Source organism: Streptococcus sp. HMSC064H09 (assembly GCF_001812625.1).
Lineage (GTDB): Bacteria > Bacillota > Bacilli > Lactobacillales > Streptococcaceae > Streptococcus.
This window is the reverse complement of sequence record NZ_KV809577.1, coordinates 1-18948: the sequence shown is the minus strand read 5'-3', so window position 1 is coordinate 18948 and position 18948 is coordinate 1. Positions and strand designations below refer to the sequence as shown.

Annotated in this window: 9 protein-coding genes and 1 pseudogene; 9 read left to right on the top strand and 1 reads right to left on the bottom strand. The window is 42.1% G+C overall.

The features are described from left to right. The first annotated feature begins 6 nt into the window (after window positions 1–6). The 6 genes and pseudogenes from HMPREF2867_RS04275 to ilvC all read left to right on the top strand — a co-directional run bounded on the left by HMPREF2867_RS04275 (window position 7) and on the right by ilvC (window position 7318). A complete protein-coding gene (locus HMPREF2867_RS04275; RefSeq protein ID WP_002885694.1) occupies window positions 7–372 on the top strand; it encodes an Asp23/Gls24 family envelope stress response protein in 366 nt (121 codons plus the stop codon). Next, window positions 372–2037, top strand: a pseudogene (locus tag HMPREF2867_RS11750) (DAK2 domain-containing protein). Before HMPREF2867_RS04275 ends, HMPREF2867_RS11750 begins: the two are co-directional and overlap by 1 nt. A gap of 158 nt (window positions 2038–2195) precedes the next feature. Beyond that, on the top strand, window positions 2196–3917 hold the full coding sequence (gene ilvD / locus HMPREF2867_RS04265; protein WP_070576048.1) for a dihydroxy-acid dehydratase: 1722 nt from the start codon (window positions 2196–2198) through the stop codon (window positions 3915–3917). 133 nt (window positions 3918–4050) lie between these two features. Continuing rightward, complete coding sequence (locus tag HMPREF2867_RS04260; RefSeq protein ID WP_070576046.1) at window positions 4051–5751, top strand: acetolactate synthase large subunit; 1701 nt, start codon at window positions 4051–4053, stop codon at window positions 5749–5751. Beyond that, entirely contained in the window at window positions 5744–6220 is a 477-nt protein-coding gene (gene ilvN, locus HMPREF2867_RS04255) for an acetolactate synthase small subunit (RefSeq protein WP_002892046.1), read from the top strand. The genes HMPREF2867_RS04260 and ilvN overlap by 8 nt, the downstream gene beginning before the upstream one ends. Before the next feature lie 75 nt (window positions 6221–6295). Further along, window positions 6296–7318 (top strand): ketol-acid reductoisomerase, encoded by a 1023-nt coding sequence (gene ilvC, locus HMPREF2867_RS04250; protein ID WP_002885764.1) that lies wholly within the window; start codon window positions 6296–6298, stop codon window positions 7316–7318. A 128-nt stretch (window positions 7319–7446) separates the two neighbouring features. On the opposite strand, the gene tyrS is transcribed toward ilvC, so the two are convergent. Continuing rightward, the gene (gene tyrS, locus HMPREF2867_RS04245) at window positions 7447–8703 is read right to left on the bottom strand and encodes a tyrosine--tRNA ligase (RefSeq protein ID WP_003092098.1); all 1257 of its coding nucleotides are present in this window, start codon (window positions 8701–8703) and stop codon (window positions 7447–7449) included. A gap of 101 nt (window positions 8704–8804) precedes the next feature. Between tyrS and pbp1b the strand changes: the two genes are divergently transcribed. From pbp1b to rpoC, 3 genes are all read left to right on the top strand, one after another. Then, complete coding sequence (pbp1b, locus tag HMPREF2867_RS04240; protein ID WP_070576044.1) at window positions 8805–11228, top strand: penicillin-binding protein PBP1B; 2424 nt, start codon at window positions 8805–8807, stop codon at window positions 11226–11228. 359 nt (window positions 11229–11587) lie between these two features. Beyond that, window positions 11588–15169, top strand: coding sequence for a DNA-directed RNA polymerase subunit beta (gene rpoB / locus HMPREF2867_RS04235; RefSeq protein WP_002885744.1), 3582 nt, complete (start codon window positions 11588–11590; stop codon window positions 15167–15169). 100 nt (window positions 15170–15269) lie between these two features. Then, on the top strand, window positions 15270–18908 hold the full coding sequence (gene rpoC / locus HMPREF2867_RS04230; RefSeq protein WP_002885622.1) for a DNA-directed RNA polymerase subunit beta': 3639 nt from the start codon (window positions 15270–15272) through the stop codon (window positions 18906–18908). Window positions 18909–18948 lie beyond the last annotated feature (40 nt).

The following is an 18948-nucleotide window of genomic DNA, read 5'->3' as shown; positions in this document are numbered from 1 at the left end:
GTAATTATGACTGTAAAAATCAATACAAAAGATGGTCAAATCGAATTGTCAGATGATGTCATCGCAACAGTAGTTGGCGGTTCAGCAACAGAAATTTTTGGCGTTGTCGGTATGGCAAGTAAGAGTGCTATCCGAGATAATTTTCAAGCACTTCTTGGAAAAGAAAACTACGCAAAAGGAGTTGTCGTGAAATCTACTGATGCAGGTATCACTGTGGATGTCTACACTGTTATGAGTTACGGTGTTAAGATTAGTGAGGTTTCAAAAAATATTCAAGAACGTGTGAAATTTAATCTTGAGAATCAACTCGGTATCAAGGCTGAAACGGTAAATGTTTACGTTCAAAATATTAAAGTCGTAGGAGAAAACTAGTGTCTAAAATTACAACAAGCTTGCTTCAGGAGATGGTCCAAGCGGCAGCAACACGTCTAGGTAAGCAAGCAGAATATGTGAATTCACTCAATGTCTTCCCAGTACCAGATGGAGATACTGGAACAAACATGGGAATGACTATGGATAACGGAGCCAAAGCTGTCGCAGATCAGTCAGCTTCAACAGTTGGTGAAGTTGGTCAGATTTTGTCTAAGGGTCTTTTGATGGGTGCCCGTGGTAACTCGGGTGTTATCACGTCACAATTGTTCCGTGGATTTGGTCAAAGTATCAAGGATAAAACGGAACTCGATGGTCAAGATTTAGCTCATGCCTTCCAAGCAGGGGTTGAAGTTGCCTATAAAGCAGTTATGAAACCTGTCGAAGGAACAATCCTTACAGTATCACGTGGTGCAGCTTCAGCAGCGATTAAGAAAGCTGAATCTACAAATGATGCTGTTGAGGTTATGCGTGCAGCTCTCGATGGAGCTAAGGCTGCCTTGGCCAAGACACCAGAGATGCTTCCAGTTTTGAAAGAAGTTGGTGTGGTAGACTCAGGTGGTCAAGGTTTGGTCTTCATTTATGAAGGTTTCTTGTCAGCCCTCACAGGTGAGTATATCGCTTCAGAGGACTTCCAAGCGACACCTGCTACGATGACAGAGATGATTAATGCAGAACACCATAAGTCAGTTGCTGGTCATGTTGCAACAGAAGACATTACCTTCGGTTACTGTACGGAAATCATGATTGGTCTCAAACAAGGTCCGACTTATGTGAAAGACTTTGACTATGAAGAGTTCCAAAATTACTTGAGTAACCTTGGGGATTCTCTTCTTGTGGTTAACGACGATGAAATTGTAAAAGTTCACGTCCATACAGAGGATCCAGGTCTTGTCATGCAAGAAGGTCTTAAATATGGGGCTCTTGTCAAAGTTAAGGTTGACAACATGCGTAACCAACACGATGCACAAGTTCAAAGAAGAAACTATCCAAGCTGCACCTTCTGCTCCTAAAGACTTTGCCCTTATTGCAGTTGTTGCCGGAGATGGACTTGCAGATATCTTCAAATCACAAGGTGTTGACTATGTGATTTCAGGTGGTCAAACAATGAACCCATCAACAGAAGATATTGTTAAGGCTATTGAACAGGTCAATGCTAAGAATGTAATCATCTTGCCAAACAATAAAAACATCTTTATGGCAGCGCAATCAGCTGCTGAAGTAGTAGATGTCAATGCGGCTGTTGTTGAAACACGTACAGTTCCACAAGGATTTACAAGTTTGCTTGCTTTTGATCCTAGCCAAAGTATCGAAGCTAATGTTGAAGCTATGACAGCTAGTCTTTCAGATGTAACAAGTGGTAGCGTGACATTGGCGGTACGTGATACAACTATTGATGGTCTTGAGATTCATGAAAATGATATCCTTGGTATGGTGGATGGTAAGATTCTTGTGTCTACACCAGATATGGACCAAGCCCTTCTTGACACCTTTGACAAGATGATTGACGAAGACAGTGAAATTGTTATGATTTACGTCGGCGAAGAAGGTAATCAAGAACAAGCTCAAGCACTTGCGGAAAAATTGGAAGAGGCTCACGAAGATATCGAAGTTGAAATCTTCCAAGGAGACCAACCAGTTTATCCATACCTCTTCAGTGTTGAATAATCATTTAGGAAGTCTTAGGGCTTCCTTTTTGTTTTGTCAGTTTTGATATAGCAGGTATATCTTTTCGGAATTACAAAAATATTCTGAAAATTCCTTGACATTACTTTCCAAAGTGGTAACATATGTTGTAAGAAATTTTATAGATTGAAGGTAACATCATGAGAAGTGATATGATCAAAGTTGGTGTTGATAAGGCACCAGCACGCGGACTTTTGTATGCGACTGGGCAAGTTAAATCTGCCAATGATATGCAAAAGCCCTTCATTGCTATTTGTAACTCTTATATTGACATTGTTCCAGGGCATGTTCACTTGCGTGAATTAGCAGATATTGCCAAGGAAGCTATCCGTGAGGCTGGCGGTATTCCTTTTGAGTTTAATACCATTGGTGTGGATGATGGGATTGCCATGGGGCATATTGGGATGCGTTACAGTCTTCCATCTCGTGAATTGATTGCCGATTCTGCAGAAACAGTTATTAATGCCCACTGGTTTGACGGGGTTTTCTACATTCCTAACTGTGATAAGATTACACCAGGGATGATTTTGGCGGCTATGCGTACTAATGTGCCAGCAGTATTTTGTTCTGGTGGACCTATGAAGGGTGGCGTTGACATGACTGGTCATCAAGCGACTCTCTCAAGTTTGTTTGAAGCAGTAGGTACTTATCAGGCTGGTGATATGAGCATGGATGAGCTCGATTATTTAGAGAAAAATGCTTGTCCAACTTGTGGTTCATGTTCAGGAATGTTTACCGCTAACTCAATGAACTGTTTGATGGAAGTTTTGGGCCTTGCCCTTCCAGGTAACGGTACTATCCTAGCCGTTTCAGATGAACGTCGTGAATTGGTTCGTCAAGCAGCCACAAAATTGATGGATAACATCAAAAATAATGTTCGCCCACGTGATATTGTGACCAAAGAAGCCATCGATGATGCGTTTGCTCTAGATATGGCCATGGGTGGTTCAACCAATACTGTTCTTCATACTCTTGCTATTGCGCGTGAGGCCGGTATTGACTATGACCTTAAGGACATTAACGAAATTGCCAAGAAGACACCTTATCTCTCTAAAATTGCACCTTCAAGTGTTTACACTATGCATGATGTCCATGAAGCTGGTGGTGTTCCAGCCATTATCAATCAGTTGATTAAAAAAGGAGCCATTAAAGGTGATCGTATTACAGTTACTGGTAAAACTTTGAAAGAAAACGTAGCTGGTGCTGAAATCAAGAATGAAGAAATTATCCATCCAATTGAGCATCCTATCTCACCAGTTGGTGGTTTGTCTATCCTTTACGGAAATATTGCTCAGGATGGAGCTGTTATCAAGGTCGGTGGTGTAGATCCATCTGTTAAAACTTTCCGTGGTAAAGCTATTTGTTGTGATTCACAAGATCAGGCCCTTGAGTTGATTGATAATGGAACAGTTAAGAAGGGCCATGTCGTTGTCATTCGTTACGAAGGTCCTCAGGGTGGACCTGGTATGCCAGAAATGTTGGCACCAACTTCTAAGATTGTCGGACGCGGTCTTGGTAAGGATGTGGCTCTGATTACGGATGGTCGTTTCTCAGGAGCTACTCGTGGTATTGCTATTGGTCACGTTTCTCCAGAAGCAGCAGAAGGTGGTAATATCGCCCTAATCGAAGATGGGGATGAAATCGTGATTGACCTACCAAATCGTACCCTTGATCTGCTTGTCGATGAAGCAACCCTTGAAGAACGCCGCAAACATTTGAAACCTTTCAAATCAAAAATTTCAAGTGGTTGGTTGCGTCGCTATACAGCCTTTGCTAAATCAGCCAATGTCGGCGGGACTTTGATGAGTGACGAAGAATTCGAAGAACGTAAAGCAGAACGTCAAGCACAAGAAAAAAACTAAGAACATTCTTTCCGAAGAGTTTGTGATATTTTTCTCCGAAACCCTTGCAAATTTGGTTAAAAATGTTATCATAGTATACAAGGTTTTGAATTTTTAGACAATTCGAAAAAAACAACTACTAAAGGAGGTCCATGTGAAGAAAATTGAACTTGAAGAAGCACGCTCTGGTGCTGATTTGATTCTAGATACACTTCTTGAACTTGGGATTTCAACTATCTTTGGATATCCTGGCGGAGCGGTTCTTCCTTTGTATGATGCTATTTACAAAAATGACAAGATTAATCATATTTTATCTCGTCATGAGCAAGGAAGTCTGCACGAAGCTGAAGGTTATGCCAAATCAACTGGTAAACTCGGTGTTGCTCTTGTAACGAGTGGTCCTGGTGCCACTAATGCTATTACAGGGATTGCAGATGCTATGAGTGATAGCGTACCTCTCCTAGTTTTTACTGGTCAGGTCGCAACACCAGGTATTGGTAAGGATGCCTTCCAAGAGGCTGACATTGTCGGAATTACCATGCCGATTACAAAATACAATTATCAGATTCGCGATACAGCTGATATTCCTCGTATTATTAGGGAAGCGGTTCATATTGCAACAACTGGCCGACCTGGTCCAGTTGTTATCGACCTCCCTAAAGATGTCGTGGCTAAGGAAACAGCTTTCATCAACGATCCTGAAATTAATCTTCCAAGTTACCAACCGACGCTAAGACCAAACGAAATGCAAATCAAGAAAATCTTGAAGCAGTTGGGTAAAGCTAAGAAGCCGGTTATTGTAGCTGGAGGTGGGGTGTCTTATTCTGAATCTGCTAAGGAGCTAGTTGCTTTTGCAGAACGCTACCAAATCCCAGTTGTTACAAGTCTTTTAGGTCAAGGGACAATTGCTACTAGTCACCCCCTCTTCTTGGGTATGGGTGGTATGCACGGTTCATATGCAGCTAACATTGCTATGACCGATGCTGACTTTATGATTGCCATTGGTTGTCGTTTTGATGACCGTTTGACAGGTAATCCTAAAACATTTGCTAAGAATGCCAAGGTTGTCCATATTGATGTGGATTCAGCTGAGATTGGTAAAATTATTGCAGTGGACCTTCCAGTTGTTGGTGATGCCAAGCAAGCTCTTGAAATGCTCTTAGCAGAACCAGTGGTTAAGAATAACACTGAAAAATGGATTGAAAAAGTTACAAAAGACAAAGAGCGTGTACGTTCTTACGATAAGAAAGAACGTATGGTACAGCCTCAGGCAGTTATCGAGCGTATCGGTGAATTGACTAAGGGTGACGCGGTTGTTGTTACTGACGTTGGTCAACATCAAATGTGGACAGCTCAGTATTATCCATACCAAAATGAGCGTCAATTGGTGACCTCAGGTGGTCTTGGAACAATGGGGTTCGGTGTTCCAGCAGCAATTGGTGCTAAAATTGCTAATCCTGATAAAGAAGTTATCCTCTTTGTTGGTGATGGTGGTTTCCAAATGACGAATCAAGAATTGGCTATCTTAAATATTTACAAGGTGCCAATCAAGGTTGTTATGTTGAATAACCACTCACTTGGTATGGTACGTCAATGGCAAGAGTCCTTCTACGAAGGGCGTACATCAGAGTCTGTCTTTGATACCCTTCCAGATTTCCAATTGATGGCTCAAGCTTACGGCATTGAGTCTTACAAGTTTGATAATCCAGAGACAATTGATCAGGATTTGGAAGTTATCAAGGAAGACGTGCCAATGTTCATCGAGGTGGATATCTCTCGTAAAGAGCATGTCTTGCCAATTGTTCCGGCTGGTAAGAGTAATCACGAAATGTTGGGGGTGAAGTTCAATGCGTAGAATGTTAACAGCTAAACTTCAGAACCGTTCAGGTGTCCTTAACCGCTTCACAGGTGTTCTTTCACGACGTCAAGTTAACATTGAAAGTATCTCTGTAGGGGCTTCTGAGGATCCTAATGTTTCACGTATTACGATTATTATTGATGTGAATACTCAAAATGAAGTGGAACAAATCATCAAACAGCTTAATCGTCAGATTGATGTGATTCGCATCCGTGATATCACGGATCAGCCACACTTGGAACGTGAAGTTATCCTAGTTAAGGTATCAGCACCAACCTCTAAACGTGCTGAAATCCTGGCGATTATTCAACCTTTCCGTGCTTCGGTGGTTGATGTGGCACCAAGCTCTATCACTATCCAGATGACTGGTGATGCTGAAAAGAGCGAGGCGCTTCTACGAGTTATTCGTCCTTACGGAATCAAAAATATCGCTCGTACGGGTGCTACTGGATTTACCCGTGATTAAAAAATCCAACTTAAATTTGTTAACCCAGCCTTAAAAAGGCAATAAATTATTTTTTTAGAAAAGAGACATATTACTATGGCAGTTCAAATGGAATATGAAAAAGACGTAAAAGTAGCAGCACTTGACGGTAAAAAAATCGCCGTTATCGGTTACGGTTCACAAGGTCATGCGCATGCACAAAACTTGCGTGATACAGGTCACGATGTGATCATCGGTGTTCGTCCAGGTAAATCATTTGATAAAGCTAAGGAAGATGGTTTTGATACTTACACAGTAGCAGAAGCAACTAAATTGGCTGATGTTATCATGATCTTGGCTCCAGACGAAATCCAACAAGAACTTTACGAAGCAGAAATTGCTCCAAACCTTGAAGCTGGTAATGCTGTTGGTTTCGCACACGGATTTAACATCCACTTCGAATTCATCAAAGTTCCTAAAGATGTTGATGTCTTCATGTGTGCTCCTAAAGGACCTGGTCACTTGGTACGTCGTACATTTGAAGAAGGTTTTGGTGTTCCTGCACTTTACGCAGTATACCAAGATGCTACAGGTAACGCTAAAGACATCGCTATGGACTGGTGTAAAGGTGTTGGTGCAGCACGTGTTGGTCTTCTTGAAACAACATACAAAGAAGAAACTGAAGAAGATTTGTTTGGTGAACAAGCAGTTCTTTGTGGTGGTTTGACTGCCCTTATCGAAGCTGGTTTTGAAGTCTTGACTGAAGCTGGATATGCTCCAGAATTGGCTTACTTTGAAGTGCTTCACGAAATGAAATTGATCGTTGACTTGATCTACGAAGGTGGATTCAAGAAAATGCGTCAATCAATTTCAAACACTGCTGAATTCGGTGACTACGTATCAGGTCCACGTGTTATCACTGAACAAGTGAAAGAAAATATGAAAGCAGTTCTTGCTGACATCCAAAATGGTAAATTCGCTAACGACTTCGTTAACGACTACAAGGCTGGACGTCCAAAACTTACTGCTTACCGTGAAGAAGCTGCTAACCTTGAAATCGAAAAAGTTGGTGCTGAATTGCGTAAAGCAATGCCATTCGTTGGTCAAAACGACGACGACGCATTCAAAATCTATAACTAATGTGATAGTCTCGAAAACCAGCCTAGTGCTGGTTTTTTGTGTTCTGAAGAGAGTAGTTGGGAATCAATCCTACTGCTCTTTTTGGTAAAAAAAAACTCACTCCATTAAGGAGTGAGAATAGCCATAAATTAGTAAGTCAAGACAAAGTTTTTCTTCTTACCACGACGGATAACAGTAATTTCATTATCAATTTTATCTGTGTCTGAGAGAGTGTAATCCAAGTCTTGTACACGTTCACCGTTGATGTAGATAGCGCCGTTTTGGACATCTTCACGTGCTTGACGTTTAGATGGTGAAATTTTTGCATTGACGAGAAGTTCAACGATGTTCAGATTTTCATCTGCTGAAATTTCATATGTTGGGACACCGTTGAGGGCAACTTTAAGGTCGCGTGCTGAGAGAGCTTTAAGGTTACCAGCGAAGAGTTGTTCAGTGATGTGAACAGCTTGTTCGTAAGCTTCTTTACCGTGAACCAAAGTAACAACCTCACGAGCCAAAACCTTTTGTGCCAAACGTTGGTGACGAGCTTGGTCAAATTCTTTACCGATCTCTTCGATTTCTTCAAGTGACAAGAAAGTGAAAATCTTCAAGAAGCGAACAGCGTCATCATCCATAACGTTGAGCCAGAATTGGTACATTTCGTAAGGTGTTGTTTTAGTAGCATCAAGCCAGACAGCGTTACCTTCAGATTTACCGAATTTTTTACCAGTTGAATCTGTGATAAGTGGTACAGTGATGACATGTCCAGATTTATCTGCTTTACGACGCAAGAGCTCAGTACCTGCTGTCATGTTACCCCATTGGTCAGAACCACCAATTTGGAGGGTTACGCCGTACTTATCGTTGAGTTCATAGAAATCGTAACCTTGCATGATTTGGTAGGCAAACTCAGTGTAAGAGATACCTGTTTCGATACGTTTCTTAACAGATTCCTTACTCATCATGTAGTTAACCGTGAAGTATTTACCTACGTCACGCAAGAAATCAATGAAGCTGACTGAACCAAACCAGTCATAGTTGTTGACCATAACGGCCTTGTTGTCACCATTTTCAAAATCAAGGAAACGAGAGAGTTGTCCTTGGATTTTTTCAACCCAACCTTCAACAGTTTCTTTGGTTTGCAGGCTACGTTCAGCATCTTTAAATGATGGGTCACCAATCAAACCTGTTGCACCACCAACGAGGGCGTAAGGTTTGTGTCCAGCCAATTGAAGTCGGCGACTTGTAAGGATAGCGACAAGGTGTCCAAGGTGGAGACTGTCTGCTGTTGGGTCATAACCAGTGTAGTATGAGACTGGTCCCTCTTCAAAGGCTTTTACAAGGGCTTCTTCATCAGTGGTTTGAAAAATCAAGCCACGTGCTTTTAGTTCTTCAAAAATTGTCATGATATTCTCCAGTAAAGTATATTCTGCACCATTATACCAAAAGAAAGCAACCCTATGCAAGCTTTGTCAAAGTTTGTTATAATAGGCTTTGAGGTATTTCTATGAATTTTGAAAAAATAATAAATTATTTTAGGCGACTAGGGCAGACTATTCGTACAAAGTTCGCTGGTTCTAGGTCTAAAAGAGGAGATAAATCTTTTAAAGAAAGGAAAGCTACGACTGGATCTAAGTGGAATCGTAAGCAAGCACGTAAGTCGCCTGAGGATGGGATGACACTCTTAGACATGGGTGATGTTTTCTTAAAAACCTTAAAGCTCTTGTCTGATTTCTTTTATGTGGTTATTATCGTTCTTACCTTATTCGGTGCAGGAATTGGTTTGGGTTATCTGGGGAGTCAAATTGAGTCTGTTCCGTCGATTAAGGACAAAACCTTGTTGAATCAGATTAGTGAGGTTAGTTTGGTATCTTCGATGAGCTATTCCGATTCCAAGAAGATTGCGGATATTGATACTGACTTGCTGAGAACACCTATTGAGAGTGATGCTATTTCTAACAATGTCAAAAATGCCATCATTGCGACTGAGGATGAAAATTTTAAGAAGCATAAGGGTGTTGTACCAAAGGCAGTTTTTAGGGCTTTGGTGTCATCAGTTTTGGGGGTTGGCTCTTCAAGTGGTGGTTCGACGCTAACGCAGCAGTTAATCAAGCAACAGGTAACAGGCGATGCGCCAACCTTTAAACGTAAGGCGGCAGAGATTATCTATGCCTTACAATTGGAGCGTCGCGCTTCTAAAAATGAAATTTTAACCGATTATCTGAATGTTTCTCCTTTTGGACGTAACAACAAGGGGAAAAATATTGCTGGTATTGAGGAGGCTGCTCAAGGTATCTTTGGGGTATCTGCAGCGGATTTGACAGTTCCTCAGGCGGCCTATCTGGCAGGTTTGCCACAGAGCCCGATTGTCTACTCACCTTATACAGCTGACGGTCAATTAAAAAATGCAGAGGATCTTTCTTATGGCTTAGCACGTCAGCAAGATGTACTCTACAATCTTTATCGCGGTGGCTATCTAGATAAGTCGCAGTATGAAAGCTATAAGGATTATGATATCACTAAAGATTTCAAGACTGGTGAGAAGTCTGATGCCGTAAGTCATGACTATTTGTACTATTCTGTCATGTCTGAGGCTCAGGATGTCATGTATGATTATCTCGTTAAACGTGACAAGGTATCGAGTCAAGAGTTGAAAAATGATAAGACCAAGGAAAGCTATCGTGAGAGGGCCCTACAAGAGCTACAAACCGGTGGCTACAGCGTTAAGACAACTATTGATAATGCAGTTTATAATGCGATGCAAGATGCTGCGAGTCAATATGGTGGCCTCCTCGACCAAGGTGGAAATAGTGGAGTTGAAGTCGGAAATGTGCTCATGGATAATGCGACTGGAGCAATTCTAGGATTTGTTGGTGGCCGTAGTTACGAAAATAATCAAAATAACCATGCCTTTGATACGGCACGCTCCCCAGGCTCATCTATTAAGCCTATTATTGCTTATGGAATTGCTATTGATCAAGGTTTGATGGGTAGCTCAAGTATCCTTTCTAACTATCCAACTAATTTTACGGGTGGAACGCCTATTCTCCATGATGGTGATAAGGGTACAGCTATGATGAACCTACAAGAGGCACTCAATACCTCGTGGAATATTCCAGCCTTTTGGACATATCAAATGCTTCAACGTCATGATGTTGACGTTGAGGGTTACATGACCAAGATGGGTTATAAGATTGCTAACTACAATATCGAGAGTTTACCTCTTGGCGGGGGAATTGAAACCACGGTTGCCCAGCAAGTAAATGCCTATCAGATGCTTTCAAATGGTGGCGTCTATGAGAAGGGTCATATGATTGATAGTATTACTGACCGGACTGGCGAAGTTATCTATCAGCATAAATCTGAAGGGGTTCAAGTCTTTTCAAGAGCTACGGCTAGCATCATGGATAACCTGCTCAAGGAAGTTGTGGTTAAGGGAGCGACAACTCAATTTCATTCTGAATTGAAAAATGTCAATGGTGCAGCAGCCTCAGCTGACTGGATGGGTAAAACAGGAACGACAGATAACTTTGCGGATGCTTGGTTGATCGTCTCAACGCCTGGTATTACTCTTGGAGGTTGGGCTGGTTATGACAATAATACACCAACTAATTCTAAAACGGGTTACACCTACAATGCGCAATATATGGCTCGTTTAACTTCCGCCATTTACAATGCCAATCCAGGTATTTTTAAAACGGGAGATAAGTTTAATATCGATTCAAGTGCTATTAAGGCAAGTGTGCTCAAATCAACAGGTCTTAAACCAGCAACAGTGTCTGTCAATGGTCGTAATGTTTCTGTAAGTGGTGAAATGGTTGATACTTATTGGGCTAAAAATGGGCCTGGAGATACAACCTACAAATTTGCTATTGGTGGAACTGACAGTGACTATCAAAAAGCCTGGTCTAGCATTCTTGGAGGGCATTAGGAATTCCCAAGAAAACTTGCAAAAAAGCAAAAAATTAGGTATAATATAGACAACTATTTGTCGTCTTACTTGGTTGAAATATTGTCCAATCAAGAGATACAGCAGTTAAATCAACGTTTTTTCGGTCAGATTTAGCTGCTATTTTTGTGCTTATTTTTAGGATTTTCAAGTGTTGTAACGCATATTTAAAGGTTCTAAAAATTCACAAACTAAGTTTTTTGCTTATCCTTAATCAGATAAGTGGATGTTAGTGTTTAATCACTTGTTAATGGGACAAGCAACTGAACAAGGAAGAAGACAAATATTTAAAGTGCACGACTTGCAAAGCAAGTCTCGAATGTAGAAAAGGAGTAGAAGACTTGGCAGGACATGACGTTCAATACGGGAAACATCGTACCCGTCGTAGTTTTTCAAGAATCAAAGAAGTTCTTGATTTACCAAACTTGATTGAAATCCAAACGGATTCATTCAAAGAATTCTTGGATACTGGTCTTAAAGAGGTTTTTGAGGATGTACTTCCTATCTCAAACTTCACAGACACTATGGAATTGGAATTCGTTGGTTACGAATTGAAAGAGCCTAAGTATACACTTGAAGAAGCTCGTATCCACGATGCATCATACTCAGCACCTATCTTTGTGACTTTCCGTCTTATTAACAAAGAAACTGGTGAAATCAAAACTCAGGAAGTCTTCTTCGGAGATTTCCCTATTATGACTGAGATGGGTACTTTCATCATCAATGGTGGTGAACGTATTATCGTTTCTCAGTTGGTGCGCTCACCTGGTGTTTACTTTAACGATAAGGTTGATAAAAACGGTAAAGTGGGTTATGGATCAACAGTTATCCCTAACCGTGGGGCATGGCTTGAGCTTGAAACAGATTCAAAAGACATCGCCTACACTCGTATCGACCGTACACGTAAGATTCCATTCACAACGCTTGTGCGTGCGCTTGGATTCTCAGGTGATGACGAAATTGTTGATATCTTTGGTGATAGCGAGTTGGTTCGTAACACCATTGAAAAAGATATCCACAAAAACCCAGCAGATTCACGTACTGATGAGGCGCTTAAAGAAATTTATGAACGTCTTCGTCCAGGTGAACCAAAAACTGCCGACAGCTCACGTAGCTTGCTTGTAGCTCGTTTCTTTGATCCACGTCGTTATGACTTGGCTGCTGTTGGTCGTTACAAAGTCAACAAAAAACTTAACATCAAGACACGTCTTTTGGGACAAACAATTGCTGAAAACTTGGTAGATCCTGAAACAGGTGAAATCCTTGTTGAAGCTGGCACTGAAATGACACGTGATGTGATTGATTCAATCGCAGAATACTTGGATGGTGATTTGAACAAATTTGTATACACACCAAACGATTATGCGGTGGTTACAGAACCTGTTGTTCTTCAAAAATTCAAGGTTGTTGCACCAAATGATCCAGACCGTGTGGTTACAATTGTTGGTAATGCCAACCCAGATGACAAAGTTCGTGCTTTGACAACAGCGGATATCTTGGCTGAAATGAGCTACTTCCTCAACCTTGCTGAAGGTATCGGTAAAGTTGACGATATCGACCACCTTGGTAACCGTCGTATCCGTGCTGTTGGTGAATTGCTTGCTAACCAATTCCGTATTGGTTTGGCTCGTATGGAACGTAACGTACGTGAGCGTATGTCAGTTCAAGATAACGAAGTCTTGACACCACAACAAATCATCAATATTCGCCCTGTAACTGCAGCTGTTAAAGAATTCTTCGGTTCTTCACAGTTGTCACAGTTCATGGACCAACACAACCCATTGTCAGAGTTGTCACACAAACGTCGTTTGTCAGCCTTGGGACCTGGTGGTTTGACACGTGACCGTGCCGGATATGAAGTTCGTGACGTGCACTACACGCACTACGGTCGTATGTGTCCAATTGAAACACCTGAAGGACCTAACATCGGTTTGATCAATAACTTGTCTTCATACGGACACCTTAACAAGTATGGTTTTATTCAAACACCATATCGTAAGGTTGACCGTGCAACTGGTAAAGTAACCAACGAAGTAGTTTGGTTGACTGCCGATGAAGAAGATGAGTACACAGTTGCTCAGGCTAACTCTAAATTGAACGAAGATGGAACATTTGCAGAAGAAATCGTTATGGGTCGTCATCAAGGTAATAACCAAGAGTACCCATCACACCTTGTAGATTTCGTGGATGTTTCTCCTAAACAGGTAGTTGCCGTTGCGACAGCATGTATTCCTTTCTTGGAAAACGATGACTCTAACCGTGCCCTCATGGGTGCCAACATGCAACGTCAGGCTGTGCCTTTGATTGACCCTAAAGCACCTTATGTTGGTACTGGTATGGAATATCAAGCTGCCCACGATTCAGGAGCTGCAGTTATCGCTCAACACGATGGTAAAGTTGTCTACTCTGATGCTGATAAAGTTGAAGTTCGTCGTGAAGATGGTTCTCTTGATGTTTATACTATTCAAAAATTCCGTCGTTCAAACTCAGGTACTGCCTACAACCAACGTACTTTGGTTAAGGTTGGCGATATTGTTGAAAAAGGTGACTTTATCGCTGACGGTCCATCTATGGAAGGTGGAGAAATGGCCCTCGGTCAAAACCCTATCGTCGCTTACATGACATGGGAAGGTTACAACTTCGAGGATGCCGTTATCATGAGTGAGCGTCTTGTGAAAGATGACGTTTATACCTCTGTTCACTTGGAAGAATTCGAATCAGAAACACGTGATACAAAGCTTGGGCCTGAAGAAATTACACGTGAATTGCCAAACGTTGGTGAAGAAGCCCTCAAAGACCTTGACGAAATGGGTATTATCCGTATCGGTGCTGAGGTTAAAGAAGGTGACATTCTTGTTGGTAAGGTAACACCTAAGGGTGAAAAAGACCTTTCTGCTGAAGAACGTCTTCTCCACGCTATCTTTGGTGATAAATCTCGTGAAGTACGTGATACATCACTCCGTGTACCTCACGGTGGTGATGGTGTCGTTCGTGATGTTAAAATCTTCACACGTGCAAACGGTGATGAATTGCAATCAGGTGTTAACATGCTTGTTCGTGTTTACATCGCTCAAAAACGTAAGATCAAGGTCGGAGATAAGATGGCCGGTCGTCACGGTAACAAAGGGGTTGTTTCTCGTATTGTTCCTGTTGAAGACATGCCTTATCTTCCAGACGGTACACCAGTTGATATCATGTTGAACCCTCTTGGGGTGCCATCACGTATGAATATCGGTCAGGTTATGGAACTTCACCTTGGTATGGCTGCTCGTAACTTGGGTATCCACATCGCAACACCAGTCTTTGACGGGGCAAGCTCAGAAGACCTCTGGGATACTGTTCGTGAAGCAGGTATGGATAGTGATGCTAAGACAATCCTTTACGATGGACGTACAGGTGAACCATTTGATAACCGTGTGTCAGTTGGTGTCATGTACATGATCAAACTTCACCACATGGTTGATGATAAACTTCACGCTCGTTCAGTAGGTCCTTACTCACTTGTTACCCAACAACCTCTTGGTGGTAAAGCACAATTTGGTGGACAACGTTTCGGTGAGATGGAGGTTTGGGCCCTTGAAGCTTATGGTGCATCAAATATCCTTCAAGAAATCTTGACTTACAAGTCAGATGACGTTAACGGACGTTTGAAAGCCTATGAAGCTATCACTAAAGGTAAACCAATTCCAAAACCAGGTGTACCAGAATCATTCCGAGTACTTGTTAAAGAATTGCAATCACTTGGTCTTGATATGCGTGTCCTTGATGAGGATGACTACGAAGTTGAATTGCGTGATCTTGATGAAGGTGAAGACGACGATGTCATGCACGTTGATGATCTTGAAAAAGCACGTGTACAACAAGCCAAAGAAGCAGCTGAATTAGAAAAAGCTAAAGAAGAAGCTTCAGATAAAACAGAATAAAATAAGCTTTAGGGAGGGAGTTCACTCTCTCTGCTAAGGTAGCTGATAAAGGTGAGAATAGCGCTGCTATTGTCAATAGAACAAAAGAAAGGTAATACTAGTGGTTGACGTAAATCGATTTAAAAGTATGCAAATCACACTAGCTTCACCAACTAAGGTCCGTTCATGGTCTTATGGTGAAGTTAAGAAACCTGAAACAATCAACTACCGTACGCTCAAACCAGAACGCGAAGGTCTCTTCGACGAAGTGATCTTTGGTCCTACTAAAGACTGGGAATGTGCGTGTGGAAAATACAAACGTATCCGTTATAAAGGTATCGTTTGTGACCGCTGTGGTGTTGAAGTAACACGTGCTAAGGTTCGCCGTGAACGTATGGGTCACATCGAGTTGAAAGCACCAGTATCACACATCTGGTACTTCAAGGGAATCCCTTCTCGTATGGGATTGACTTTGGACATGAGCCCTCGTGCGCTTGAAGAAGTTATCTACTTCGCAGCTTACGTGGTTATCGATCCAAAGGAAACACCACTTGAACCAAAATCTCTCTTGACAGAACGTGAATATCGTGAAAAATTGCAAGAGTATGGACATGGTTCATTTGTCGCTAAAATGGGTGCAGAAGCTATCCAAGATCTCTTGAAACAAGTGGATTTGGAAGCTGAAATTGCTGAACTCAAAGAAGAGTTGAAGACCGCAACTGGTCAAAAACGTGTTAAAGCTGTTCGTCGTTTGGACGTTCTTGATGCCTTCTATAAGTCTGGTAACAAACCAGAATGGATGGTTCTTAACATTTTGCCAGTATTGCCACCAGACCTTCGTCCAATGGTTCAATTGGATGGTGGACGTTTTGCGGCATCAGACTTGAACGATCTTTATCGTCGTGTTATTAACCGTAACAACCGTTTGGCTCGTTTGCTTGAATTGAATGCCCCAGGTATTATCGTGCAAAACGAAAAACGTATGTTGCAAGAAGCGGTAGATGCCCTTATCGATAATGGACGTCGTGGTCGTCCAATCACTGGACCAGGTAGTCGTCCACTTAAATCTTTGAGCCACATGCTTAAAGGTAAACAAGGTCGTTTCCGTCAAAACTTGCTTGGTAAACGTGTTGACTTCTCTGGACGTTCCGTTATCGCCGTTGGTCCAACACTTAAAATGTACCAATGTGGTGTGCCACGTTTGATGGCCATCGAACTTTTCAAACCATTTGTGATGCGTGAAATCGTTGCGCGTGAATACGCAGGTAACGTGAAAGCCGCTAAACGTATGGTTGAACGTGGTGATGAACGTATTTGGGATATTCTTGAAGATGTTATCAAGGAACACCCAGTACTTCTTAACCGCGCACCTACCCTCCACCGTTTGGGTATCCAGGCCTTTGAACCTGTCTTGATTGATGGTAAGGCCCTTCGTCTTCACCCATTGGTATGTGAGGCCTACAATGCCGACTTTGACGGTGACCAAATGGCCATCCACGTTCCATTGTCTGAAGAAGCTCAAGCTGAAGCACGTTTGCTCCTTCTTGCGGCTGAACATATCCTTAACCCTAAAGACGGTAAACCGGTCGTAACGCCATCTCAGGATATGGTTCTTGGTAACTACTACTTGACTATGGAAGAAGAAGGCCGTGAGGGTGAAGGTATGGTCTTCAAGGATATTGATGAGGCAGTTATGGCTTATCGTAATGGTTATGTTCACTTGCATAGCCGTGTAGGTATTGCAGTAGACAGCATGCCTGATAAACCTTGGAAAGAAAACCAACTTCACAAGATTTTGGTTACAACTGTTGGTAAGATTCTCTTTAACTCAATCATCCCAGCAGAAATTCCATATCTTCAAGAAACAACAAATGAGAACTTGACAGATAGTACACCAGATAAGTACTTCCTTGAACCAGGTCAAGATATCCAAACAGTAATTGATAGTTTGGAAATTAATGCACCGTTCAAGAAGAAAAATCTTGGTAACATCATTGCTGAAACCTTCAAACGTCTTCGTACGACTGAAACATCAGCCTTCCTTGACCGTTTGAAAGACCTTGGGTACTACCACTCAACACTTGCTGGTTTGACAGTGGGTATCGCCGATATCCCAGTTATCGATAACAAACAAGAAATTATCGATGCTGCTCACCACCGTGTTGAAGAAATTAACAAGGCCTTCCGTCGTGGTTTGATGACAGATGATGACCGTTATGTTGCTGTTACAACAACATGGCGTGAAGCGAAAGAAGCCCTTGAAAAACGTCTGATTGAGACACAAGATTCTAAGAACCCAATCGTTATGATGATGGACTCAGGAGCTCGTGGTAACATCTCTAACTTCTCTCAACTTGCCGGTATGCGTGGTTTGATGGCCGCTCCTAACGGACGTATCATGGAATTGCCTATCCTTTCAAACTTCCGTGAAGGTTTGAGCGTTTTGGAAATGTTCTTCTCTACTCACGGTGCGCGTAAAGGTATGACCGATACGGCCCTTAAGACAGCCGACTCAGGTTACCTTACTCGTCGTTTGGTTGACGTTGCCCAAGATGTTATCATTCGTGAAGATGACTGTGGAACAGACCGAGGTCTTCTTATCCGTGCGATTACTGATGGTAAAGAAGTGACGGAAACACTTGAAGAACGTCTTCAAGGTCGTTACACTAAGAAATCAGTTAAGAATCCTACAACAGGTGAAGTAATCGTAGGTCCAGATACTTTGATTACTGAAGACATGGCTGCTGCTATTGTCAATGCTGGTGTTGAAGAAGTAACTATCCGTTCAGTCTTTACATGTAACACACGTCACGGTGTCTGCCGTCACTGTTACGGTATCAACTTGGCAACAGGTGATGCGGTTGAAGTTGGTGAAGCAGTTGGTACTATCGCCGCTCAATCTATCGGGGAACCTGGTACACAGCTTACTATGCGTACCTTCCACACCGGTGGGGTAGCCTCAAACACCGATATCACACAGGGTCTTCCACGTATCCAGGAAATCTTTGAAGCACGTAACCCTAAAGGGGAAGCGGTTATCACTGAAGTTAAGGGTACTGTTATTGAAATCGAAGAAGATGCTGCAACACGTACTAAGAAAGTCTTCGTTCAAGGTAAGACTGGAATGGGTGAATACGTTGTTCCATTTACAGCTCGTATGAAAGTTGAAGTTGGTGACGAAGTACACCGTGGTGCGGCCTTGACAGAAGGTTCAATCCAACCTAAACGTCTCCTTGAAGTACGTGATACCTTGTCAGTTGAAACTTATCTTCTTGCAGAAGTACAAAAAGTTTACCGTAGCCAAGGGGTAGAAATCGGTGACAAACACGTCGAAGTAATGGTTCGTCAAATGCTTCGTAAAGTACGTGTTATGGATCCAGGTGATACAGATCTCCTTCCAGGTACACTTATGGACATTTCTGACTTCACAGATGCTAACAAGGATATTGTTATCTCTGGTGGTGTTCCTGCAACATCTCGTCCAGTCCTTCTTGGTATTACGAAAGCCTCACTTGAAACAAATTCATTCTTGTCAGCGGCTTCCTTCCAAGAAACAACACGTGTGCTTACAGATGCAGCTATCCGTGGTAAGAAAGACCATCTCCTTGGTCTTAAAGAAAATGTTATCATTGGTAAGACTATTCCTGCTGGTACAGGTATGGCTCGTTACCGTAACATTGAACCACTTTCAGTTAACGAAGTTGAAGTTATTGAAAATATTGCTGTTGATGAAGCAATTGTGGAATCATCTGAAGACTAAAACGAAAGGCTCTTTGTCAACTGTAGTGGGTGACGAAAAG